This window comes from Pseudomonas sp. RL_5y_Pfl2_69 (assembly GCF_963970465.1).
Lineage (GTDB): Bacteria > Pseudomonadota > Gammaproteobacteria > Pseudomonadales > Pseudomonadaceae > Aquipseudomonas.
On the sequence record NZ_CAXAOU010000007.1, the window covers coordinates 225,567 to 247,669 of the forward strand.

The following is a 22,103-nucleotide window of genomic DNA, read 5'->3' on the forward strand; positions in this document are numbered from 1 at the left end:
GGGTGAATGCAAATGACACGAAAGATCCTATATGACACATTGTGTCATTGGCAAGCATGAGTCGTTTCCTTTTTTGTGAGCTGGCCGTTTTTTATGTCTATCCGATTGAAATTGCTAAGAAAAAAACTAGGGATGAGCCTGGAGGTCTTGGCTGAAAAATCCGGCATGACCAAGAGCTATCTGTCGAAAATCGAGCGCGGGCTTAATACGCCGTCGATTGCGGCGGCCCTGAAGCTGGCCAAAGCGCTGAATGTGAAGGTCGAAGAGTTATTCAGCGAAGAAAACGTCCAGCTCGACAGCTACAGCCTGGTGCGCAGCGATGAACGTCAATCGTTGGCGGCCAATGACCAGAGCCTGGGTTATGCCGTGCTGGCCCATCAGGTGGGTGAGCGCAGCATGCTGCCGTTCATGATCTACCCGCCGGCCGACTTCATCGACAAGGCCTTCAAGGAGCACGTGGGCGAGGAGTTTTTGTTTGTTCACGAAGGGCAGGTCGAAGTGGACTTCATGAACGAGCGTGTGTTGCTCAATCGCGGGGATGCATTGCATTTCAACGCGCAGAAACCTCACCGCATCCGTTCGGTGGGCGAGCAACAGGCACAACTGCTGGTGGTGGTGCACAGCGCTCAAGAGTGAGGCAGGGGGGAGGGGCCCGAAGCCGTGATGGCGGAGCCCCGGACAATCATTGAACCGGCAGTTTTTCCAGCGCCTCGCGCAACTCGTCAGCGGTAGCAAATTCCTGCTGGGAAACCAGGGTGCCGTTGTCCAGTTGCAGCCACAGCACCTTGTCTTCGGCGCCCGGGTAGTTGGCGGCAATGGTGCCGTCGCGGTCGAGGACCACACGGTAGTTGTAGTCACGCATGGCCGGAATGGCGATGAACTTGCCGATCAGCGAAGGCATGCGCTGAACATCGGCCAGGAACACTACATGGCGTGCTTCCAGATAGCCTTTGGCCTGGTTTTCCAGGGCCGCCTTGAGCAGTTTGGAACCGTCCATGTTGCGCGCCACCAGTAGAACCCGGGTTTCCGTGTCCAGGGTGTAGGGCTGGTCGTGCTGGTCCTGCAGGGTCCAGGGCGTCAGGCGCTCGCCGATATTCGCCGCGAAGGCCTGCATGGACAGCGCGCTCAACAGCAGCACAAGTGCAATTCTCACCGTTTGATACCCCTTCAGGTTGTGTAGTCGAAGCGTTGGAGCCCGACATGCATCGGGCATGGCGCGTATGGTATCCCACAGGATCAGGTAAAAGTTCTGAGACGCATTTAGCTACAAATTGCTCTATGGTTAAACGCAACCGGCCATAGGAAGTGCAATGATGACTCGTCTTACCGCGAAAGACTTTGCCCCTGAGTTGCTTGAGCTTTATGACTACTACGCCCATGGCAAGATCAACCGTCGCGAGTTTCTGGATCGTGCCGCGTTGTTCACCCTCGGCGGGACGGCGCTTTCCGTGCTCACGGCCCTGAGCCCCAACTACGCGCTCGCCGAACAGGTTTCTTTTACCGACCCGGATATCGTGGCCGAGTACGTCATGTACCCTTCGCCCAAGGGCAACGGCCAGGTTCGCGGCTATCTCGTGCGCCCCGCCAAGGCGCAGGGCAAGTTGCCCGCCGTGGTGGTGGTTCATGAGAATCGCGGGCTCAATCCGTATATCGAAGATGTGGCCAGGCGCTTGGGCAAAGCGGGCTACATCGCCCTCGCGCCCGATGGCCTGACGTCAGTGGGCGGCTATCCCGGCAACGACGCGCAAGGCCTGGCGCTGCAACAAACGGTCGATCCGACCAAGTTGATGAACGACTTTTTTGCGGCGGTGGAATGGCTGATGCAGCACGACGCCAGTACCGGCAAAGTGGGGATTACCGGGTTCTGCTATGGCGGCGGGGTGGCCAATGCGGCTGCAGTGGCCTACCCGGAACTGGGGGCGGCGGTGTCGTTTTACGGACGCCAGCCCGCAGCCGATGAGGTCAGCCGTATCAAGGCACCGCTCATGCTGCAGTACGCCGGGCTGGATACGCGAATCAACGAAGGCTGGCCGGCCTTCGAGCAGGCGCTGAAGGCCAACGGCAAACGCTATGAGGCGCATATCTACCCGGGGGTCAATCACGGCTTTCATAACGACTCGACGCCGCGCTACGACGAAGCAGCGGCGACGCTGGCCTGGAACAGGACGCTGGACTGGTTTGGCAAGTACCTGGCGTAAGGGCTCAGCTGTTCTTTTTGCGCAAACTCTTGAGCCGCGTGCTGGCGCGTTGCACGGCGGCCATTTTTTCCGGGCGCTTCATGCTCCGCCACTTGCGGATGTCTTCCTTGGTACGGCCGCAACTCACGCAGAGCTCGCCACTTAACTGACAAACTGCAATGCACGGGTTTTCAATGTCTTTTGCCACAGATCAGCCACGCCCCGTTTGCTTCTGGGCCAGGCGTTTTGGCCAGTTTCCACCACAGCTGCGCTGGCATTCTTCTTCGGAATCGAAAAACACGTGGGCCGATCCATTGCGTACCTTCACCTGGGCATCCGCCAATGCCCGGGCCGTCAGTTCACCCATGAAGCTGGCCTCGCCATCTGCCAGGGCGAAGTCTTTGCTGGCTTGCGTGTCGAATACCCAGACCACTTTCAGGCTGGCCGGGAAGGCCTCGTAGTCGACCACGTGAGTCAGCCAGACAAACCCCGGGATCTGTGTTTTGGCTGTTTCACAGGCCTCGGTCAGGGTGGTGATCAGGCGACGTTCGATCTGTGCCTGGGTGCGCTTGCTTAAAGACATGGGTGAATCCTGTTGATGGGCGGAGCAAAAGCGCGATTATACCTGACACGGGCGCTTGGCCACTGCAACGACTGCCGCTTCGCCCAAAGTGCCACCTGAGGTAGAATGACGCGGTTAGTCGGCTGGCCGCAGTGGATCGTCGTGTCCACACCAGTTCCCCGGAAGGAGCTGCGAGCAGGTCGGACATCAAGGAGCCGCAAGTGCTGCACAAAAAATGTTACCCAAGTAGCTGAAGCCAAAACCAACAAGAGATCAGCGCCCAAGGTGCATAAAGTGAGGTCTGTAACGTGCACAGGCCTTATATATCTGCCCGTTCAAGGTTTGAGGGTCGGCTCGATTGCAGGCGACAAGCCTGTGGTGAGTCGAAGAATTTCATGCTCTGCGTGTCGGGTAGATGGCGTTTTATCTTAGGTACTACAACATGTTTAAAAAAGTGAACAAGGGGCTACTGGGCCTGGCGCTGACCATGGGGATTACCTCCGTGCACGCTGCCGAGCCTAAACACGTGGATGTACTGCTGATTGGCGGCGGCATCATGAGCGCTACTCTGGGTGTCTGGCTCAATGAGCTGGAGCCTGGCATGTCCATGGAGATGATCGAGCGTCTCGATGGCGTTGCCCTCGAAAGCTCCAATGGCTGGAACAACGCCGGTACCGGCCACTCTGCCCTGGCCGAGCTGAACTACACGCCAGAAGACAAGAACGGCAACGTTGAAATCCCGAAAGCCATTGAAATCAATGAAGCTTTCCAGGTTTCGCGTCAGTTCTGGTCGTGGCAGGTCAAGAACGGCGTATTGAAAGATCCGCGTTCGTTCATCAACTCCACTCCGCACATGAGCTTTGTGTGGGGCGATGACAACATCAAGTTCCTGAAGAAGCGCTACGAAGCCCTGCAGGCCAGCCCTCTGTTCGCCGGCATGGAGTACTCCGAAGACCCGGTGCAGATCAAGAAGTGGGTTCCGCTGATGATGGAAGGGCGTGACCCGGCTCAAAAAGTCGCGGCCACCTGGTCCCCTATCGGTACTGACGTAAACTTCGGCGAAATCACGCGCCAGTTCACGGCTTACCTGCAAACCAAGCCTAACTTCTCGCTCAAACTGTCGAGCGAAGTTGAAGACATCAAGCGCAATGAAGATGGTTCATGGCGTGTGGTGTACAAAAACCTGAAAGACGGCACTAAAACCGAGACTGATGCCAAGTTCGTATTCATCGGCGCAGGCGGCGGTGCACTGCACCTGCTGCAGAAGTCCGGCATTCCTGAAGCCAAGGAATACGCAGGCTTCCCGGTTGGCGGCTCGTTCCTGGTCACCGAAAACCCTACCGTTGCGCAGCAGCACCTGGCCAAGGCCTACGGTAAAGCTTCGGTTGGCGCACCACCGATGTCGGTTCCGCACCTGGACACCCGCGTACTGGATGGCAAGCGCGTAATCCTGTTTGGCCCGTTCGCGACCTTCTCCACCAAGTTCCTGAAGGAAGGCTCGTACTTCGACCTGCTGACCAGCACCACGACCCACAACATCTGGCCAATGACCAAAGTCGGCATCGAACAGTACCCACTGGTTGAGTACCTGGCCGGCCAACTGATGTTGTCTGATGAAGATCGCTTCAATGCGCTGAAAGAGTACTTCCCGAACGCAAAATCTGAAGACTGGCGCCTGTGGCAGGCCGGTCAGCGTGTTCAGATCATCAAGCGTGACGAAGAGAAAGGCGGCGTGCTGAAACTCGGTACCGAGATTGTCAGCGCCAAAGATGGCAGCATCGCAGGTCTGCTGGGCGCATCGCCTGGTGCATCCACCGCGGCGCCAATCATGCTGACCGTGCTCGAAACCGTGTTCAAGGACAAGGTTGCGACGCCAGAGTGGCAAGCCAAGCTGCACCAGATCGTGCCGAGCTATGGCACCAAGCTGAACGGTGATCCTGATCGCGTTGCTCAAGAGTGGGCCTACACGGCTGAAGTCCTGCAATTGACTCCGCCGCCGGCGATCCCGGCTGCAACTCACACGGCAACACCTGCTGCCGCGCCGGCCAAGCCTGCGCCAAGCAACCCAGCGGCTGACATGGCGCTGTAAAAAAAACGGCCCCACCCGACACTGTTCGGGTGGGGCTGCTTTACCTCGCTACACCCCCCCTAGAACATCCTCCCCACAGCCTCTTACTGCGTGTCGTGCTCTTACTGAGTACCGAACAGGGCCGTCCAGTAAATCCCTGCGTCACTTTTCGGGTCTACTGCATAGGCTGCGCCCAACTCGCGAAACTCCGGGTTCATCACATTGGCGCAATGGCCAGGACTGGCCAGCCAGCCGTCGACCAGCTTGCGCGTGGTGTCTTGTCCAGCCGCGATATTTTCGCCGATCTGCTGGGCGATATAGCCCGCCAGTTCTGCGCGATCGCCCGGGGTTGAACCGTCGCGACCCTTGTGGTCGAAATAATTGTTGTTGGCCATATCCCGCGAGTGGGTCTGGGCTGCGGTTGCCAGGGTGGCGTTCCAGGTCAGTGGCGCGGCGGGGCCAAAGGCCTGCGTGCCGCACTGACGGGGTTGGTTGCGGGCGCTGTTGAGCATCTCCAGGACTTTCTGCCCTTCGGCCTGCCAGTCGCCCAGGCGTGCTGTGAGCAGGGGGCGGGCCAGTACGATGCGCCATTCACGCTGGTCATGGCTGACGCCGATATCGACAAACTGGGGGTCCAGTACCACGCGGCAGAAGCTTTCCTGCACGGCTTTCATGGCGGCCTGCGCATCACGGGGGCCGGAGAGATTGATCGCCTGTACGTTGACCATCGGGTATGCCGCCCGCCCGAGCGCTTCCTGCAAGTCACCAAAGCTGCTGGCGGGCAATACCAGCCGGGTGTCAGCGGACAGCGGCGGCAGCTCTTGCGAGGCTTGCCCCGCACACCGCTGGATCTGGCTGCGATACGCGTTGATCGAGTCGATCAGCTGCGACTCTTCGCTGGCGAGGGCCGAAACGCTGAACGCCAGCCCCAGGGTCAAGGCGCCAGCACGGGCCAGGGTAAAGTGAGTACGCATACAGGTTCCCTCTCAACGTAAGGCGCCCATGATGCGTTATTTCAGCGACTTAGTCTTTTGCCTGGGCCACAAAGGCTTTTGCCCTGGCGGTCAGTTGATCGATCTGGCGATCGCGTTTCTTCTCGGCGTCCAGCATTGCCTTCTTGCCGTTGCGTTGCAGCAGGTAGGTGTGAATCTGGCGCACTTCGGTGGAGCTGTAGATCGCTGCAACATCGAGCACGCCCATCAGGCCGTCGGTGCTGTGATCGAGGGTATTCATCAACACTTGCGGGCCACGGGTGCCGATGACTTGCAGGCCCATCGCTGCAAATTCCCCCACCTTGGCCACGCTGCAGGTCAGCTCGGTATGGGGATGGCGCCGCACGACTTCCCCGACCAGTGCCCGGGTGACACCCAGGTGACGATGGCTGGCCAATTCGGCCATGTAGGCGATGCCGCAGGCTTGCGGATCATCCTTGACGGGCAGATACAGGGCGAAGCCGGTCACTTTTTCCGGGTCTTGAGCGTCAGTCGCCACAATCAGCTCAACCGCAATCCCCTTGGATCCGTCGAGTGCTTGCAGGTAAAGGTGCACTTCAAAGCCAATGGCATATTGGTAAATGCTGTACAGAAGATTGCTGGGCGCGATCTCCATGGCGCTGATGTCGGTGAGGTGGTCGACGACGATCTGCAGAATCTGGCTGTTGATCGGCTCGCTGACCGGAGTATCGAAATGGGTGAGGGTGGTCATGGGCGTCAAGTCTCTGTAGTCGCTGACGAGGAACGAGGGCTGCGAGCTTTTAAAAATCAAAAGCTCGCAGCCCTCGTTCCTCGTCAGCGACTACATGGGCAGTAGGTAGAATTCAGCGCTGGCTCAACCAGAAGTCATGCAGTGCACGCGCCGCCGGTGCAATGGCGGCAACGCTGTGCTGATGAGCCGCCACGTCCAGGTCTTCAGGCAGTTCAAAGTTGTCCTGCTCGGCGCACTCGGCAATGGCTTGCAGCAGGCTGGCCTGTGGCAGGGGCAATGCTGGCCAGTTGCAAATGGCAACGGCACGGGTGTAACCGAAGCACCATTCTTCAGCCAGCGTCACGTCTTGCCCCAGGTGCTCGGTCTGCTCGAAACGCGGTGCAAATGCAGCACTGTCTTCAGCCAGTTGCCGTGCCAGGGTGTTGATGTGGCGAACGCTCAGCTCGATGAACTGCTTGGCTTCTTCAGGGGTTTGCCAGGCCGGGTTCTGGCCGCCCCAGATTGCCGGGAACCATTCGGCGATGTCCACCCGAGTCGGACTTGAAACCAGAGCCGTGAAGTAGCCGTCCAGTTCTGAAGGGTTGAGCACTGAGTGATCGTCGCCGTATTTGAGCAGCGTGTTCTCGATCACTTCAAAGTCGCTGGCGTTCAGGGGTTGCGATTGCATGTACGGGCTCCTTGGATGGGGCGCTAAAGCGGGCGGTCAATGACTGACCGCCAGTGCGAAGTCAGTCCACTGAAACGATAGACTCAAGCTCGAAGTATTTGAAGCCAGCTTTGGCCAGGGCTTTTTTGGCCTCTTGCTCTGCGTTGAACCGGCTCAAATCCTTGGAATCGTGCACAAACTTTGTTTCATCACCGTCAAACACCTTGGTCACGCGCATGGTGACGCGAAGAATCGGGCCACTGCGCTTTTTCGGCGCAGGTGACTGAGCCTTTGCAGGTGCCGGGGCTTTCTTCACAGTGGGGGTGGTTTTTGCAGGGGCAGGTTCAACTTCAGGTTGAACAGGGGCAGCAGGTAGATCAAGGCCGAGCGCTCTGCGCATGTCGTCCTCGGTGAATCCGGCACTCATTGATAAGACTCTTGTAATATAAAAGACGCGCTTATAGGACAGCGATTCGGGTTATGGCAAGCAAATTTGTTCATAGGCTGAATATTATGGCCTTTTAATGGCTAAAAGTCCTTATCTGAACCGATTCAGGTGTCACGCAGCAAGTCGTGACCATCCAGTAGTTTGTAGGCAATTTCCGGTCGTTTTTCCAGGGCACGGCGGATGGCAGCCGGGATTGCCTGCCGGGTTTTTCGACACAAACCCGGTTGTTCGGCAAGGCGGATAGCAATGCCGCGCATGGTGCGAACCTCGGTAAACCCCGGGTCGATCTGCACTTCAATCCCCAGTTGCTCGCGCAGGCGGCGCTGCATGTGCTCCAGGTCACTGAGGCTCTGGATATTCTCCAGCCGTTCCAGCAGAACTTTCTCGGCCTGGCGGGTCAGGTTGAAGATGCGCAGGTCGCTGTCGGGGGTTGCCAACAGCTGTTCCCGCTCGCAGATGCAGGCGCCGGGTGGGCAGGGTGAGCGGGTCGCTGCTGTAGGAGTCATGGGGTTCAGCATAGCTGCGCTACGATTCAAGCGTCCAGACGCAGCGCCATGATCACCGTGTGTTCGGGGCCGTTAAATTCATCGCGCACTTTGTGAAAACCCAACTGCGCGTAGAACGATTCGGCTGTCAGCGAGGAGGGCACTCTCAACTCGTCGATCTGGGCGACAAGGGCGGCGTCCATGAGCCGTGCCATCAATTGCTGGCCGATACCGCGCCCCTGATGGCGCGGGCTCACGAAAACGCTGCGCACCACCGCCCGGTCCAGGCTGGCAGTGCCGACCACGTGTTGCTCAACCACGGCCACATACATCTGGCGTTGTTTCATCAACGCCAGGATCGAGTCCGGGCAGAAATTCTGTTCTACCTGGGCGATCACTTCAGGCGGATAGTCCCGGGCGTTGGATTCTTGCAGGGCGCCATTCACCACCTTGCTGATGGCGTGTGCATCGACCGGCATGGCACGACGAATCTGACACTGCATACAGGCTCCTTGCTCTTCCAGGGTCAGGCTGAGGGATCAGGGCCTTCGGCCAGAATCCCCGCATACAGCTGACGATCAATATTGGCCCCGCTCAGAATGAGCGCAACCCGACGACCTTGCTGGCTGGATTGCTCGCTGATCAACCCGGCCAGCGCGGCAGCTCCCGCACCTTCGGCGGTGTTGTGGGTGGTTTCATGGTAGACCCGAATGGCGTGTGAGATCTGCTGGTCAGATACCCGAATGACCCGTGCCGCACCTTTGGCGATAATGGCCAAAGCCTCGGGCTGCGGCTGACGACAGGCCAGACCGTCGGCGAAGGTGTGGGCCGAGTCTGTGCACACCACGCGGCCTTGCTCAACGCTTTGCGCATAGGCATCGGCATGGGATGACACGACCCCCACGATTTCTGTGTCCAGGCCCAGCAGATCACGGGTCTGGATCAGCCCGCAAATCCCCGAACCCATGCCGATGGGTACATACACCGTGTCCAGTTCCTCGATGGCTTCAAGCAGCTCAAGCGCATAAGTGGCGACCCCGCGAATCAGGTCGTGATGGAAGGCGGGGACCAGATGCCATTGATGGGTTGCGGCCAGTGTGGCGGCTTCGGCCCGCGCTTCATCGAAGTCCTTGCCGCATTCAATGACGGTTGCACCCAGCGCCCGCATGGCCGCGTTTTTTTCCAGGGAATTGCCTTCAGGCACCACGATACGGATTGGCAGCCCCATGCTCCGGGCCGCCAGGGTAAGGCTTTGCCCATGATTACCGCGGGTGGCCGTGACCAGGCCTCTGGTGTTCGGTTCCCGTGCCAGCAAGCCCTGCACATACAACAACCCCCCGCGCACTTTGAACGCGCCGGTGGGCATGTGGTTTTCATGCTTGACCCACACCGTGCAACCCAGGCGCTGAGTCAACAAGGGCCAGGCCAGTTGCGGTGTTGGCGCCAGGGTCTGGTATACGGTTTGTGCTGCAAGGCGAAGGTCGTTCAAGTCAAACATGGCGCACCGTCATCGAGGGGTTTGACTCGATTCTAGGCACAACGCATTGTATGGGCCGATCCTTATATTGCATGGCCAACAATAAATGTGGATACCGACGCTCAACGACACGGACCAGCCGCGCTACCTGGCGCTGGTCGATGCCATCACCCAGGCCATCGCCTGTGGCGAACTGCAACCCGGCGCACGCTTGCCGCCACAGCGGCGACTTGCCTGGGCATTGGGCTGGAACCCCAGCACGACCATGCAGGCCTATCGCGAGGCGGCGCGTCGGCATCTGGTCTCGGGCGAGGTGGGCCGTGGCACCTACGTGCTGGCGAGCAGTCAGGAAGCGACCCTGTTCAGGCTGCAGCACGCCGATGAGCACGCGCAACGCATCGACCTGCGAACCAACGTGCCCGCCATTGATCACGTGGGTGAGCATGATGGGCAGGCGTTGTCATGGGTACTCGACAGTCGCCAGGCCATCCGCTTGCAAGGCTACTTGAGTGCGGCGGACTTACTGCTGACGCGGGCTCAGGGCGCGGCCTGGTTCAAGGGGCGCGGGCTGGAGTTGACCGTGGAAAACATCATGCCGTGTACCGGCGCCCAGCAAGGGCTGTTCACCGTGCTCTTGTCGCTGTGCCAGGCCGGCGAGCCGGTGCTGGTCGAGGCGTTTACCGCTCCGGGGATCAAGGCTGCCTGCGCGCAACTGCGCCTGCCCATGCATGGCGTAGCGCTTGACCAGGAAGGCATCGTGGCGGAGGACTTCGACCGGATGATCCGCGCTACGGGGGCGCGGATTGCCGTACTGACGCCCACCCTGCAAAACCCCACGTCGGCCGTGATGAGCATTGAGCGCAAGCGGGCCATTGCCCACGTCGCCCGGCGCCACGGTGTCATGGTGATTGAAGATGACGTATACGGGGCACTCACCGACAGCCCGCCGTTGTACCGTTTCTTGCCCGAACTCACGGTGCTGGTCAGCAGTTTGTCCAAGACTGTTGCGGCGGGCGTGCGCGTGGGGTGGATCGTGGCGAGTCCGCAGTTGCTGGCACGTATTGATCCCTATGCCCAGTCGGCGCACTGGGGAGTATCGCCCCTGTGCATGGCGATTGCTTGCCGATGGATTGGCGACGGCACTGCGCAAACCCGTGTGCAGTGGCAAAGCCGGGAAGTTGCCCGACGCTGGCGGCTGGCAAAAAAGATCCTGGGCCCCGGGATGTACCAGACACAGACCCCTTCGCCCCATATCTGGCTGACGGTGGCCGAGGGTCAGAGCCCGCTTGCCGAGGCGTGCCGCGCAGCGGGGGTCGATGTGGTGCCTGCGGATGTATTTGCGGTCAAACCCACCGCGACCAATGCGGTGCGCATCAGCCTGACAGCGGCTGCCAGTGTCCAGGTTCTGAAAGTGGCGCTGGAGCGGACTGCGGGTAATTGCTAAGTGGTACTCGCGATCCGTAGCAGCTGACGAGTGGAACGAGGCTGCGTCCGGCTGCGTAGCAGTCGTAAAATCAGCTTGCACGGTTAATCAGGCAAACCGCGTGTTCCGGTTTTGCGACCGCTACGTCGCAGTGGCGCACCATCTCGATCGCAGCCTCGTTCCACTCGTCAGCGACTACAACGCGGAGTTGGTGGCGAACCTGTAGTCGCTGACGAGCCGTGCGAGGCTGCGTCAGCGCGTGTACCGGTTTTGCGCCCGCTACGTCGCAGTGGCGTACCATCTCGAACGCAGCCTCGTTCTACTCGTCAGCGACTACAACGCGTAGTTGACGACGAACCCGCTGCGAAGCGGCCCCCTTGTTGCTAACAGGCTGGCCGGGTACATATCCGGCATTTTGGTTTAGCTGGAATATGGTTTTCGCCTTTAAACCGAGGAACTTCTTCCAGCCGCCGAAAAAGTATCCAAAAAGGCATCAATATGCTGGGATGTTATTCTTTCGTGGTACCGGATGAGGTTGCCCATGGGGAGTTGCGGCCACTGCGTAATCCCGACGATGGCGCTTGATTCGCTTTGTACGTCTGTGGTGAGTGTTGGTACGGTTTGCGACCACCAGTTATCAGGCGTTACACGTTAGAAAAAGCTCCAGATCTCTGGGTAGCTCCAACGAACAAAGCTGCTCTATAGCGCTAATTTGCTCCGAAGTAAGCTGGTAGTCGTATACGTAGTCATCGTCTTTTTCCCAGCCCATTATCGGTTTAAGATCCGCGACAGAAACCGGAATCTCCTTTTCAAAGGATGCAAAGTCCTCACCTTCAGAAACGCCCATAATCACATGTTTCATGGTTCTACTGTCCTTGTCGGGTCTGCTGCTTTGTTTTGAGTGCCCGTTTCGTGATCGAACTCGCCGAGGTGCTTAGCGCGTTTATTTTTTTTCAACTGCACCATGCTGAGCATCCCATTCGGAGATTGTGCCGTCTCTGCTCTTCCAGCGTGGACGCAAGCTTGAACTGAAGTTTTTGATTTGGCTCATTCAGGTCTGCCAGCCAAGCCGAAGAAGCTTGTCTTGTGACCGCTGCGCCCAAAAGTCTTGTGTATCCTTTAACGCCCGCATTGTCCAAGGAACCCCCATGCGCAGAGAAATTGGCTACTGGCACCGAGAAGGTCGCGAGTTGTTCTATTACCTGGAATTCAAGCCCGACACTGCCGAGTTCTACCTCACTTGCGAGCACACGCCCAGTGAGGGCGAGGGCAGCGTGCGTTCGGTGTTGCTCAGCGAAGCTCGGGGCGAGCGCTACTACGAAGATGCCTTGTTGATCATCAAGGAGGAACTGTTCAGGCAATACACCCTCTGAGTGGTGTCGCGATCAATGATCTGGTTTGAGGCCAGGGCAAGATCTGTCGATAATGCCGCGGGCTCGGCAGGTGCCGGGCCAGGAAGTTGCAATTCAAAGGAGCTGTAGATGCGCGTGTTTTATATCTTTACCCTGCTGGGCACCTTGCTTTTGGCCGGTTGCGCAAGCAATCCAATGGACCCGGTAGCAGACCAGGCGGTGCAGCCACCTGCGCCAGGCATGGCACAAGTGGTGTTCATGCGCGATGCCTATACCGGCAAAGCCATTGTGTCCTCGCTGTATGACGTGACCGATGGCAAGACACAATTCATTGGTGTCATGGCCAACGGCACGAAAATCGCCCATCCCGCCACCCCTGGCAAGCACACCTACATGGTGGTGTCTGAAGCGGCCGACTTCATGGAAGCCGACCTTGTGGCAGGCAAAACCTACTACGCGCTGGTAACGCCGCGCATGGGTTTGTGGAAAGCACGCTTTTCACTGTGGCCGATCAGTAATGACCCTGAAGCCTCCCACAGCCTGAAGTCCAAGAACTTCAAAGGCTGGGTTGAAGACACGGACATGGTGACCAACTCACCAAAATCTTTGGCCTGGTACGAGCGGGTCAAAGCCAGCGTAGAGAAGAAACGCGCTGAATACTGGCCGGTCTGGCAGGAAAAAAGCGCTGACGCAGTGGCCGAGCGCACGCTCAAGCCTACTGATGGCTTGTAATATTTGAGCCGGGGGCAGGGTGGCGACAGTGACGTTGCCCTGCTCCTATCTCACCACTTCAGTGACCTGCAACACCCAGGCAATCGCCTGCGTCCTCTCATCCCACACATACCGAAAATGCTGGCCTTGCACCGGTAGCGAGAGCGCTGGTGGGCGGAACGCGGCAACGCATTCGTGTCCGTCAAGGCGCACGCTCTTGTAAAGCAGGCCCCAGGCGCCGTCTTCGCGCAATGGCCGGGCGAATGCCTGAGACAGGCCATAACCTGACGGCGAAGGTTGATGCAGCCCCGGGTCGCCACGAACATCGATCATCGGCTGCACGACGCGGTTGATATAGGTACGCATGGTGATTTCGATGCTGGGCTCCTGTGTCGCCCGCCAGAATTGCTCCTGATGAAAACAGGTTTCGGCGATTGCCGCCTCTACGCTGTTGGCGCAGTAGTACACGCCGTAGCTGCCATCGGTAAAACGACTGGCCCGCCCGATATGGGTAAAAGCAGCCATCACGGCGGTCGAGCCTTCGCCACACAGGCGGTCTTCTGGCCGGACCCTGTTGAGCACGCCTGCCTGATCGCGCAGCCGGTCATTGGTCAGGCTTTCGAGGACAAAGGCGATCTCCAGGTCGGCCGGGTCCAGGGTGTCTTCAAACACTGAAACGGGCGGGAACGCGCTGTTGATGATGCGATAAGCCTTGTTCCATTCAGGCAGCATTGCATCAGGCATCAGCCGCGCACTCCATCCAGATAGCGGCGCACATCTGCCAGGTCGACCACCTGGCCAGCGAGCATGTAACTCAAGGCGCTCTGGCCGTTAAAGGGCGCAGCGGTGTTGGGTTTGTGCACCCATTCATAGGCACGTTCAGGCTGGTTGCTGAACAGGATGCGCAATGCCTTGTGCACGCCCATCAAGTACGAAATGCGCTCCAGGGTGTCGTGGGGCAGGCGCACGTTCGGCAGTTTTTTGTACTTGAAGTAGGTGGTATTGCCGATGGAACCGAGCAATGTGCACTGCTGGTCCTTGGTGCAGCCCCAATGCTCCATGAGGCTGAAGAAAAAGGTCAGGGCAACCCGGCCCGCATCGCCACTGGTGATCTCGGGTTCGGGATGTTTGGCTACGAGGTGCATGGCGGCCTCCAGAGAGTTGATACTTCCAGCTTACTCCGGATGTGGCTCTTTTCAATAAATCAGTTCATATATGATTTATGAAAATGTAACGGCACGGGCTCGCACGTGCCGGGGCCGTTGGTCTGGCCCCGGCGAAGGTGCACATGGCGCCTTACAGCTGTTCCATCAGCACTTCAACGATCCGTTCATGCCTGCGGTCAATGGCTCGCTTGCCCCATAGCGGTTTGTCACCGCACAGTTCGGCGATTTCCCGTTGCTGGGTGGTGTGGGTGTAGCTGTCGAGTTTCTTAGAAAACACAACATTGCCCACGGTGCAGTTATGGGACTTGGACAGCAGCAGGTAATTGCCCAGGCAATTCAAGTAGCCAGACACAAAGCTTTCATCATATTTGCCGTAACCGTGGGGCTTGGTCTTGGGCTCGGTGGTTGGGGCAATGTGCTCCAGCTCAGGCAGTTTGATGTCATCGTAACGGGTCGGTTTGTAGCCGCGCTGGCCGCTGTTTTCGAGGTGGTTCTCATACTTCCACAGCAGGTACTTGGCGGTGGCGTGGTGGATGTCGTTGTTCAGCGCCGTTCTGAGGTTGTCGTTGTTCCAAAAACCCAACCAGGGGGCCTCCGCAATTTTCAGCTGATTGATGCGCTCTACAATGGGCTCGATCTGCGGATTTTGTGCAGTGAATTGCTCATACACGTGTCTGATGCGAGAGGTGATGTCCGCACGGGTTCCAATCAGTCGGTGGCGCACGATTAACCCTTCAAATGCGCGGCACAGTGATTCGATCTCGTGCATCTCGAGGTTGAAGCGATAGGCCTTGATGATAAAAGGCAGAACAATCCCGATACTCCCCAAGGTCACCAGTGCGTGAATCGCAAAGTGTTTTTTCTCGTCGGGGCCGAAAAAATTGCACAAGTGCAGAAAGCTGGCCGCCAACGCCTGGGTAAATTCTCGGATAAAGATCAGCGAGTCTGGCTGGCCGAGCAGTTTGTCGATTTTATCCAGGCTGTCGCTTTCCCATAGAGAGTTGAACTGAACCCTCAGGGTGTAGAGCAATACCTCGTCTTCGTTGATGCGATAGTCAATCGAGGCAATGGATTTGTAGATCTCCTCAAAGCGGTCCTTGATTTCGCTGATCAGCAATTGCTTGTGGTCATCATCGTCACCGCGCAGGTGTACGGCATACATGAACTGGGCCTTGACCACTTCCAGGTTTGAAGGGCGCTTGCCACGGTTGTTCTGGAAGATGAACATTTGAATCGCTTCGGCTTCGTCCTGAACCCTGTGCGTCGTGCAAGCGGCCTGACAGACGATATCCAGCATTCGGCACAGGTAGGTTTCCGGCTTGTTTTTCAGTTGTCCCGTGAAGTAGTCGAATGCGTCGACAATGCGTTGGGAAGAGGTAGTGCTCAGGCCCTTGTGGTCATTCTTGACCTGGTCAATCACGTAATCGATAAACACCCGGTTGTCATAGTCCACGGTGTTGAAGCGAATCACATGGGGCGTGCGAATCACGTTGGCATAGCATGCCTGTTCCGTCTCGCTCAACGGGCGCAGGGCCTTGAGGCATTTGAACAGGGCCGACAAGAACAGGGTCAGGGTTGTCAGCCGCTGCTGGCCGTCGATTACCTGATACTTGCCATCTTTTTCCTCAAACAAAAAATGCCCGAAGTAGTAAGGGCTCCGGGCACTGCTGGTGCGGTAGTCCTCAAGGTCCGAAAGGAATACGTCGGTCTGTGTGGTGCGCGTGCTGGTGGGGTTCGGCGTCTCCCATGAATAGGCGCGCTGATAGGCCGGTACGACGATTCGTTTGTTCGCCAGCATGTTTTGAACGGTGGTTGAGGGGTTCACGAGAAATCCTTGTCGATCGATACAAGACTAATGGCCATAAGCCATATTATGCCATGCTCATCCCTTGGGCAGTGACTGCGCCTTGTTGATGCACCGTGCCCGCCGTTCATCCACGCGCTTGGCAAACCAGGCGGTGGTCAGGTTGCGGGTGATCTTCGGACTTTGCAGGGTGATGCCCGGCAGCACGGCGCGGGGCAGGGGTTTGCCTTGCTGGCGGTCGGCAAGGGCGAAGACGCTCTGGTAAAGATCCGTGTCGTTAAATGCCAGGCTGTCGCCTTTTTCGAGTTGGCGGCGGATCGCGTTGTTGCTCAGGCCCACCTGTTTGCCAAGGGCGCGCACCGCCAATTCGGTGGAGCCGAGTGCGTAGGAGCCGGGGATGGTCAAGTCGCCATCCAGTGCCAGCGGAATGCCTGAAACGCGGCTGACGGCATTCTGAAACGCGGCATTACGGCTGGCATACCAACCCGCATTGAAGTCGGCAAAACGATACAGCGATTGCGTGTAGTCGACCGGGTAGCCCAGCAGATGGGCGATACCGAAGTACATGCCGCCCCGGCGCGTGAAGACTTCCTGGCGGATCGAGTGCGTCACGGGGTAGGGATAGTCCCGTGCCCGCTGTTCGGCAAAGGCGATGCTGACTTGCATCGGCCCGCCCGTGTGAACCGGGTTCAAACCGCCAAACAGACTTTTGCCCAACGGCACCATGCCGATGAAATCATCAAAAATGGCGCTCAACTGGCCTTCGGTGCGGGCGGTGTCCAGGCGTTGATTGTAGGTTTTGCCGTTGGGCGAGGTGATGCTCAGTGCGCTGCGCACCACAAACTCGGGGATATGCAGTTTGCCGGCGCGGCGGTTGATTTCCGAGCGGGCGATGGTGGCCAGCCCGGGCACCGGCGGGTCGGCTTGAAAGGTCGACTCCTGCTCGGTCACCGCCAGCACGGAGCACAGGTTCTCATCGGTGGGGGCCAGCCCTTGAGCGGTAAACGCGACCTGGATATCCGCCGCCCAGCCCTGGCGATCCGCGGTTTTCACCGGGAGCAATTGCACAATGCGGGCACGTGCCTGGTCGGGGGTGATATCCGGGGTTGTCCGCGACCCCTGGGTACCGCAACCCGCCACTACCACCAGGGGCATCACCGATAAAAAACACCTGAAGAATCGATTCACCCGATACAACTCCTTTAAATATGCCCTGCCAATCAATCGTCGCGCGTCAGCACTTCCAGCAGTTCGATCTCGAAACGCAGGTTGGAGTTCGGTGTGATGTGCGCGCCCATGCTTCTTTCACCATAGGCCAGGTGAGCAGGCACCTGCAGTGCGCGTTTGCCGCCGACCTTCATGCCCATCAGGCCGATGTCCCAGCCCTTGATCACCCGTCCGGTGCCGATCACGCACTGGAACGGTTTGCCACGTTGATGGGAAGAGTCGAATACCGTGCCGTCTTCGAGCCAGCCGGTGTAGTGCGTGGTAATCAGGGCGCCCTTGACCACGGTTTTGCCGTCGCCCGGTAACAGGTCAGTGATGTGCAGTTCGTCAGTCATGGCGATGGAACTCAAAAAGTAGGTTTAACGATTGTTCTGGGTAGGGTTTCTCTCAATTCGAAGACGGTTTGGCAATGCATTTTGATTTTTTTTACGTAGGAGAAGGCTCTAAAACAAAGGGATTGGGGAACTTTGTAATGAGGATGATTGTCAATTGCGCTTTACTCTCAACTGAGAATGTTTATCATTGCAGCCCTGGCAGTGCCGGGGAACGCTAATCACGTAGGTCCTTTCAAGGTCGTGCGTCAGCAATTTCCAGCCCTTGGCCTGCTGAGCACACTCCATTGTTAAGGGATCAACTGGACATGTCGTCTCGATACAAACGCAGTCATCTTTCACTGGCTCTCATGGCCGCTCTGGCTTCGCCTACCTTGCTCGCCGATGCACTTGAGCGCGAGCGTGACGAAGTACCCGTAGAGGCCACCGATTTGCCGGTGGATGGCACTCGCCAGGCGTTGCAGCTCGAAGAAACCCGCGTACTGGGCACTGCTGCACAGGAGTTGAAGCAGGCTCCGGGTGTCTCGATCATCACCGCCGAAGACATCAAAAAGCGTCCGCCTGCCAACGACCTGTCCGACATCATTCGTCGTGAGCCCGGGGTTAACCTCACCGGCAACAGTTCCAGCGGCGCCCGCGGCAACAACCGCCAGATCGACCTGCGCGGCATGGGCCCGGAAAACACCCTGATCCTGATTGACGGCAAGCCGTCTTCTTCACGCAACGCACAGCGCTATGGCTGGAGCGGCGACCGTGACACCCGTGGCGAAACCAACTGGGTCCCGGCCGAAGAAGTCGAACGCATCGAAATCCTGCGTGGCCCGGCTGCGGCCCGCTACGGTTCCGGCGCAATGGGCGGGGTGGTCAATATCATCACCAAGCGTCCTTCGGACAAACTCAGCGGTTCGATGACGGCGTACTACCTGTCCCCTGAAGACGATTCTGAAGGCGTCAGCAAACGCACTAACTTCAACCTCAGCGGACCGATCACGGACGATCTGGTGTTTCGTGTGTATGGCGGCCTGAACAAGACCGATGCCGATGATCCGGGCATCAACACCGCCGCCCAGGCGTCCCCCGACAGCGTCGTGGCAGGTCGTGAAGGCGTGCGCAACAAAGACGTCAATGGCTTGCTCAGCTGGCAGTTCACCCCGGAGCAGAGCCTGGACCTGGAAGCCAGCTACAGCCGTCAGGGCAATATCTTTGCCGGTGACACCATGCTCAACAGCGGCGGTGATTTCGTTAACAGCCTGACCGGCAAAGAAACCAGCGTGCTGCAGCGCAGCAGCTTCTCGGCGACCCACAATGGCTCGTTCGACTGGGGCACCACCATGGCCTCCCTGACCCATGACCTGACCCGTAACGCCCGCCTCAACGAAGGCCTGGCCGGTTATGGCGAAGGTGCACCGTCTGAAAGCGCGGGCAGGTTCGAATCGCGGTTGCGCAACACCCGTGCCACCGGCGAGGTCAACCTGCCGTTGACCATGGGCACCGCCCAGGTGCTGACCCTGGGCGGTGAATACCTCTACGAGTCGCTCAATGACCCGGGCTCGTTGCGTCCGCAGAGCTGGGATCCAGGTGCCGGCGGTACGCCGGGAATTCCGGGTACGGACCGTACGCAAACCAAGTCAACGGCCAACAGCTATGCGTTCTATGTTGAAGACAACATCGAAGCCGGCGCCAAGACCATCGTCACCCCCGGCGTGCGCTTTGATCACCACAGCGAGTTTGGCGGCAACTGGAGCCCGAGCCTCAACGCGTCCCACCAGATCACCGATGAGCTGAGCATCAAGGGCGGTATTGCCCGGGCCTACAAAACCCCGAACCTCTACCAGTCCAACCCCAACTACCTGCTGTATAGCCGCGGTGCGGGTTGCAGCTCGGTCGAGGTGAACATCGGTGGCTGCTACCTGGTGGGTAACCCGGACCTGAAGCCTGAAATCAGCGTCAACAAAGAAATCGGCCTGGCGTTCGACAAGGGCACATGGCGCACCAGCGCCACGTATTTCCGCAACGACTACCAGAACAAGATCAATGCCAGCAACGAATCGGCATTCCGCCTGCCGAACGGGCGTCGCGTGCTGCAATGGGAAAACAGCGGCAAGGCCATTGTGCAAGGGGTTGAGGGCAACCTGTTTGTCAGCCTGCGCGACGATCTGGACTGGAACACCAACCTGACCTACATGATCGAAAGCAAGGACAAGGAAACCGGCGATCCGCTGAGCATCATTCCCAAGTACACCCTCAACACCATGCTGGACTGGTATGCCACTGAAAAACTGTCGTTCCAGGTCAGCGGTACTTACTACGGCAAGCAGGAAGCGCCCAAGCGCAACAACCGCGCCAACGAAGCACTGGACAAATCGGTACAACAGCCGGTTGACCCTTATGGCCTGGTGGGCCTGAGCAGTGGGTATGAGTTCAATAAACACTTCAGCGTGCGGGTGGGCATCAACAACCTGTTCGACAAGCAGCTCTACCGCAAAGGCAACGCTGACGAAGCGGGCGCGCAAACCTACAACGAAGCAGGCCGTGCCTACTTTGCGTCGGTGACCAGCTCGTTCTGATAAAAACCCGGGCCTGACCGCTGTTACCCGTGCAGGCACTTAAAGGCGCGACATCCGTGAAAACGGGTGCCGCGCCGTTGTCGCATCTGGTGCAGGCAAAATGCAGAGCTCGATGAGGAATTGAAAACATGAAACTTGCAACGTCGGCCTGGGCGCCGATTGTGTCCCGCACCCTGGCTGCACTGGTCGGCGGCTATGTCTTTACCTACGCCTTTACCGCTGCATTGGCGCGGCTGCTGCCGCTGGACAATGTGGACTCGCTGATCGTCGCCAGTTTGCTGTCGTTTGTGATCTACACCTTCGCCATCCTGTGGGCGTTTGCCGCCCGTCATCAGTGGTCGGCCTGGATGGGCGCGGTACTCGCCGTGCCTTTGGCGGCCATCGGCTTTTGGCCACAACTGCTGGAGCAACTGGGATGAAACAGACCCTGACCCAATCCATGGCCTGGCTGCATACATGGGGCGGCCTGATTGTCGGCTGGTTGTTGTTCGTGATTTTCTTGACCGGCAGCCTGGCGGTATTCGATCAGGAGATCGACAACTGGATGACCCCCGAACTGCCTGCGCACCACTTGACGGATGAGCAGGCCGCGCAACGGGCGCTGGATTACTTGCAAGCCAACAAGGCCGACGCCAGGCAATGGGGCATCAGCCTGCCTTATGAGCGTTCGCCGCAACTGCAGGCCTCGACCGGCGGGCGCCGTGACGGGGTGTCGGTGACACTCGACCCCAACACGGGTGAGGTAATGCCGGTGCGCGAGTCGGTGGGGGGACGGTTTTTCTTCCTGTTTCACTTCACCCTGCATATGCCGCGCATGATCGGGATCTACCTGGTGGGCGCACTGGCCATGGGCATGCTCGCGGCGCTGGTCAGCGGTATCGTGATTCACAAAAAGTTCTTCAAGGAATTCTTCACCTTTCGCCCAGCCAAGGGCCAGCGGTCATGGCTGGACGCGCACAACGCCAGTGCCGTTCTGCTATTGCCGTTTCACCTGATGATCACCTACACCGGGCTGGCGATTTTCCTGGTGATCTACATGCCTGCGGCGATGGATGCCTTGTTCGATGGCGACCGCGAGGCCTTTTTCAAGGCACAGGACACGGCACCCGCAGGCGTTGAAGCCATGCGCCCGGCGACTGTAGAGCCAGCGCCGCTGGTGGCCCTGGGGCCGTTACTGAGCAAGGCCCGCGAAGTGATGGGGCCGTTGGGCGGGGTAAGTATCAGCAATCCCGGGCAGAGCAATGCCCAGATCCAGATTCGACCGATTCTGGGTAATCGCATTGCCCTGACCAAGGGGCAGGGCATGCGTTTTGACGGGGTCACGGGGGAGCAGATCTCCGGGCCGACCGAAATGCGCCCCACCGTGCTGACCCATCGGGTGATTTCGGGGCTGCACTTTGCCCAGTTCGGGGGGTATCCGATGCGCTGGCTGTACTTTGTCTGTGGCTTGATCAGCAGTGCCATGATCGCCAGCGGCCTGGTGCTGTTCACCGTCAAACGGCGGCGTAAATATGCCAGCGAAAGCCGTGTTGCCCAGGTGCTCTACCGTCTGGTCGAGGCGATCAACGTGACCGTCATGGCGGGCTTGAGCCTGGCCTGTATCAGCCTGCTGTGGGGCAATCGCCTGTTGCCGTCGGGGATGAACGAACGGGCCGATGCTGAGCTGAACGTATTCTTCGGTGTGTGGGCGCTGAGCTTTATTCATGCAGTGATCCGACCGCGCATGCAGGCCTGGCGCGAGCAGCTTGGGTTGGCAGGGATGATGTGCATGGCCTTGCCACTGCTGAGCGTGTTCACGGTCAGCCGGCCTTGGGCGTTGCATACCAGCATGGGCGTGGAACTGACCGCGATGGCGCTGGGTGCCTTGTTGCTGTGGGCGTGCTGGAAAGTATCGCAACCGGCCGTTGAGCGAGTACCGCGTAAAAAGACCGCCGTCATGGCCGAGGTGAATTGA

At 58.6% G+C, this 22,103-nt stretch carries 25 protein-coding genes and 1 pseudogene; 9 read left to right on the forward strand and 17 right to left on the reverse strand.

Translation table 11 applies throughout. The annotated features are described in order from the left end of the window. Positions 1 to 93 precede the first annotated feature (93 nt). The gene (locus tag AACY07_RS14390; protein ID WP_133077632.1) at positions 94 to 636 is read left to right on the forward strand and encodes a helix-turn-helix domain-containing protein; all 543 of its coding nucleotides are present in this window, start codon (positions 94 to 96) and stop codon (positions 634 to 636) included. Positions 637 to 682: 46 nt separating this feature from the next. Here the strand turns inward: AACY07_RS14390 and AACY07_RS14395 are convergent, their stop codons facing one another. Beyond that, positions 683 to 1,153, reverse strand: coding sequence for an FAD/FMN-containing dehydrogenase (locus AACY07_RS14395; protein ID WP_339475489.1), 471 nt, complete (start codon positions 1,151 to 1,153; stop codon positions 683 to 685). A 160-nt stretch (positions 1,154 to 1,313) separates the two neighbouring features. Here AACY07_RS14395 and yghX point away from each other — a divergent pair, with 160 nt between their 5' ends. Further along, a complete protein-coding gene (gene yghX / locus AACY07_RS14400; RefSeq protein WP_339475552.1) occupies positions 1,314 to 2,198 on the forward strand; it encodes a YghX family hydrolase in 885 nt (294 codons plus the stop codon). Between the two features lie 4 nt (positions 2,199 to 2,202). Here yghX and AACY07_RS14405 read toward each other — a convergent pair whose 3' ends face one another. Together AACY07_RS14405 and AACY07_RS14410 are read right to left on the reverse strand one after the other, a co-directional pair. Continuing rightward, positions 2,203 to 2,385, reverse strand: a complete 183-nt coding sequence (locus AACY07_RS14405) for a DUF1289 domain-containing protein (protein ID WP_048361010.1) — start codon at positions 2,383 to 2,385, stop codon at positions 2,203 to 2,205. Positions 2,386 to 2,388: 3 nt separating this feature from the next. Next, the gene (locus tag AACY07_RS14410; RefSeq protein ID WP_133077635.1) at positions 2,389 to 2,760 is read right to left on the reverse strand and encodes a hypothetical protein; all 372 of its coding nucleotides are present in this window, start codon (positions 2,758 to 2,760) and stop codon (positions 2,389 to 2,391) included. A gap of 421 nt (positions 2,761 to 3,181) precedes the next feature. Here AACY07_RS14410 and mqo point away from each other — a divergent pair, with 421 nt between their 5' ends. Next, on the forward strand, positions 3,182 to 4,828 hold the full coding sequence (gene mqo / locus AACY07_RS14415) for a malate dehydrogenase (quinone) (protein WP_133077636.1): 1,647 nt from the start codon (positions 3,182 to 3,184) through the stop codon (positions 4,826 to 4,828). A gap of 101 nt (positions 4,829 to 4,929) precedes the next feature. Here the strand turns inward: mqo and AACY07_RS14420 are convergent, their stop codons facing one another. The 7 genes from AACY07_RS14420 to AACY07_RS14450 all read right to left on the reverse strand — a co-directional run bounded on the left by AACY07_RS14420 (position 4,930) and on the right by AACY07_RS14450 (position 9,588). Continuing rightward, positions 4,930 to 5,781 carry a CAP domain-containing protein gene (locus AACY07_RS14420; protein WP_219261261.1) on the reverse strand — a complete coding sequence of 284 codons (852 nt, stop codon included), beginning with the start codon at positions 5,779 to 5,781 and terminating at the stop codon, positions 4,930 to 4,932. A gap of 49 nt (positions 5,782 to 5,830) precedes the next feature. Next, on the reverse strand, positions 5,831 to 6,511 hold the full coding sequence (locus AACY07_RS14425; protein WP_339475493.1) for a GNAT family N-acetyltransferase: 681 nt from the start codon (positions 6,509 to 6,511) through the stop codon (positions 5,831 to 5,833). A 112-nt stretch (positions 6,512 to 6,623) separates the two neighbouring features. After that, positions 6,624 to 7,178 carry a UPF0149 family protein gene (locus AACY07_RS14430; RefSeq protein WP_219263166.1) on the reverse strand — a complete coding sequence of 185 codons (555 nt, stop codon included), beginning with the start codon at positions 7,176 to 7,178 and terminating at the stop codon, positions 6,624 to 6,626. Positions 7,179 to 7,239: 61 nt separating this feature from the next. After that, positions 7,240 to 7,584, reverse strand: coding sequence for a hypothetical protein (locus tag AACY07_RS14435; RefSeq protein ID WP_133077640.1), 345 nt, complete (start codon positions 7,582 to 7,584; stop codon positions 7,240 to 7,242). Between the two features lie 125 nt (positions 7,585 to 7,709). Further along, the gene (locus AACY07_RS14440; protein ID WP_133077641.1) at positions 7,710 to 8,111 is read right to left on the reverse strand and encodes a hypothetical protein; all 402 of its coding nucleotides are present in this window, start codon (positions 8,109 to 8,111) and stop codon (positions 7,710 to 7,712) included. A 26-nt stretch (positions 8,112 to 8,137) separates the two neighbouring features. Continuing rightward, positions 8,138 to 8,593: a GNAT family N-acetyltransferase gene (locus tag AACY07_RS14445; RefSeq protein WP_339475496.1), complete on the reverse strand. Its 456-nt coding sequence runs from the start codon at positions 8,591 to 8,593 to the stop codon at positions 8,138 to 8,140. A gap of 23 nt (positions 8,594 to 8,616) precedes the next feature. Beyond that, positions 8,617 to 9,588, reverse strand: coding sequence for a threonine dehydratase (locus AACY07_RS14450; protein ID WP_339475498.1), 972 nt, complete (start codon positions 9,586 to 9,588; stop codon positions 8,617 to 8,619). 85 nt (positions 9,589 to 9,673) lie between these two features. Between AACY07_RS14450 and AACY07_RS14455 the strand changes: the two genes are divergently transcribed. Further along, entirely contained in the window at positions 9,674 to 11,011 is a 1,338-nt protein-coding gene (locus AACY07_RS14455; protein WP_339475500.1) for an aminotransferase-like domain-containing protein, read from the forward strand. A 616-nt stretch (positions 11,012 to 11,627) separates the two neighbouring features. Here the strand turns inward: AACY07_RS14455 and AACY07_RS14460 are convergent. Then, on the reverse strand, positions 11,628 to 11,852 hold the full coding sequence (locus tag AACY07_RS14460; protein ID WP_133077645.1) for a DUF7683 domain-containing protein: 225 nt from the start codon (positions 11,850 to 11,852) through the stop codon (positions 11,628 to 11,630). Then, positions 11,849 to 12,041 (reverse strand): annotated as a pseudogene (locus AACY07_RS14465) (colicin E3/pyocin S6 family cytotoxin). The gene AACY07_RS14460 and the pseudogene AACY07_RS14465 overlap by 4 nt, the downstream one beginning before the upstream one ends. Before the next feature lie 97 nt (positions 12,042 to 12,138). Here AACY07_RS14465 and AACY07_RS14470 point away from each other — a divergent pair. Continuing rightward, positions 12,139 to 12,363, forward strand: coding sequence for a hypothetical protein (locus tag AACY07_RS14470; RefSeq protein WP_339475501.1), 225 nt, complete (start codon positions 12,139 to 12,141; stop codon positions 12,361 to 12,363). A 108-nt stretch (positions 12,364 to 12,471) separates the two neighbouring features. Next, on the forward strand, positions 12,472 to 13,074 hold the full coding sequence (locus tag AACY07_RS14475) for a hypothetical protein (RefSeq protein ID WP_133077647.1): 603 nt from the start codon (positions 12,472 to 12,474) through the stop codon (positions 13,072 to 13,074). Positions 13,075 to 13,119: 45 nt separating this feature from the next. On the opposite strand, the gene AACY07_RS14480 is transcribed toward AACY07_RS14475, so the two are convergent. The 5 genes from AACY07_RS14480 to AACY07_RS14500 all read right to left on the reverse strand — a co-directional run bounded on the left by AACY07_RS14480 (position 13,120) and on the right by AACY07_RS14500 (position 17,585). Continuing rightward, positions 13,120 to 13,797: an RES domain-containing protein gene (locus AACY07_RS14480; RefSeq protein WP_133077648.1), complete on the reverse strand. Its 678-nt coding sequence runs from the start codon at positions 13,795 to 13,797 to the stop codon at positions 13,120 to 13,122. Further along, entirely contained in the window at positions 13,797 to 14,198 is a 402-nt protein-coding gene (locus AACY07_RS14485; RefSeq protein ID WP_133077649.1) for an antitoxin Xre/MbcA/ParS toxin-binding domain-containing protein, read from the reverse strand. Before AACY07_RS14485 ends, AACY07_RS14480 begins: the two co-directional genes overlap by 1 nt. 151 nt (positions 14,199 to 14,349) lie before the next feature. After that, positions 14,350 to 16,044: a DUF262 domain-containing protein gene (locus AACY07_RS14490; protein WP_339475503.1), complete on the reverse strand. Its 1,695-nt coding sequence runs from the start codon at positions 16,042 to 16,044 to the stop codon at positions 14,350 to 14,352. A 57-nt stretch (positions 16,045 to 16,101) separates the two neighbouring features. Next, on the reverse strand, positions 16,102 to 17,178 hold the full coding sequence (locus tag AACY07_RS14495) for a DUF1615 family protein (protein ID WP_133077666.1): 1,077 nt from the start codon (positions 17,176 to 17,178) through the stop codon (positions 16,102 to 16,104). Positions 17,179 to 17,243: 65 nt separating this feature from the next. Continuing rightward, a complete protein-coding gene (locus tag AACY07_RS14500) occupies positions 17,244 to 17,585 on the reverse strand; it encodes an FKBP-type peptidyl-prolyl cis-trans isomerase (protein ID WP_133077650.1) in 342 nt (113 codons plus the stop codon). A 305-nt stretch (positions 17,586 to 17,890) separates the two neighbouring features. On the opposite strand from AACY07_RS14500, the gene AACY07_RS14505 reads away from it, so the two are divergent. The 3 genes from AACY07_RS14505 to AACY07_RS14515 all read left to right on the forward strand — a co-directional run bounded on the left by AACY07_RS14505 (position 17,891) and on the right by AACY07_RS14515 (position 22,103). Next, a complete protein-coding gene (locus AACY07_RS14505) occupies positions 17,891 to 20,149 on the forward strand; it encodes a FepA family TonB-dependent siderophore receptor (RefSeq protein WP_339475505.1) in 2,259 nt (752 codons plus the stop codon). A gap of 128 nt (positions 20,150 to 20,277) precedes the next feature. Further along, on the forward strand, positions 20,278 to 20,568 hold the full coding sequence (locus AACY07_RS14510; protein WP_133077652.1) for an iron transporter: 291 nt from the start codon (positions 20,278 to 20,280) through the stop codon (positions 20,566 to 20,568). Continuing rightward, positions 20,565 to 22,103, forward strand: a complete 1,539-nt coding sequence (locus AACY07_RS14515; protein WP_133077653.1) for a PepSY domain-containing protein — start codon at positions 20,565 to 20,567, stop codon at positions 22,101 to 22,103. The genes AACY07_RS14510 and AACY07_RS14515 overlap by 4 nt, the downstream gene beginning before the upstream one ends.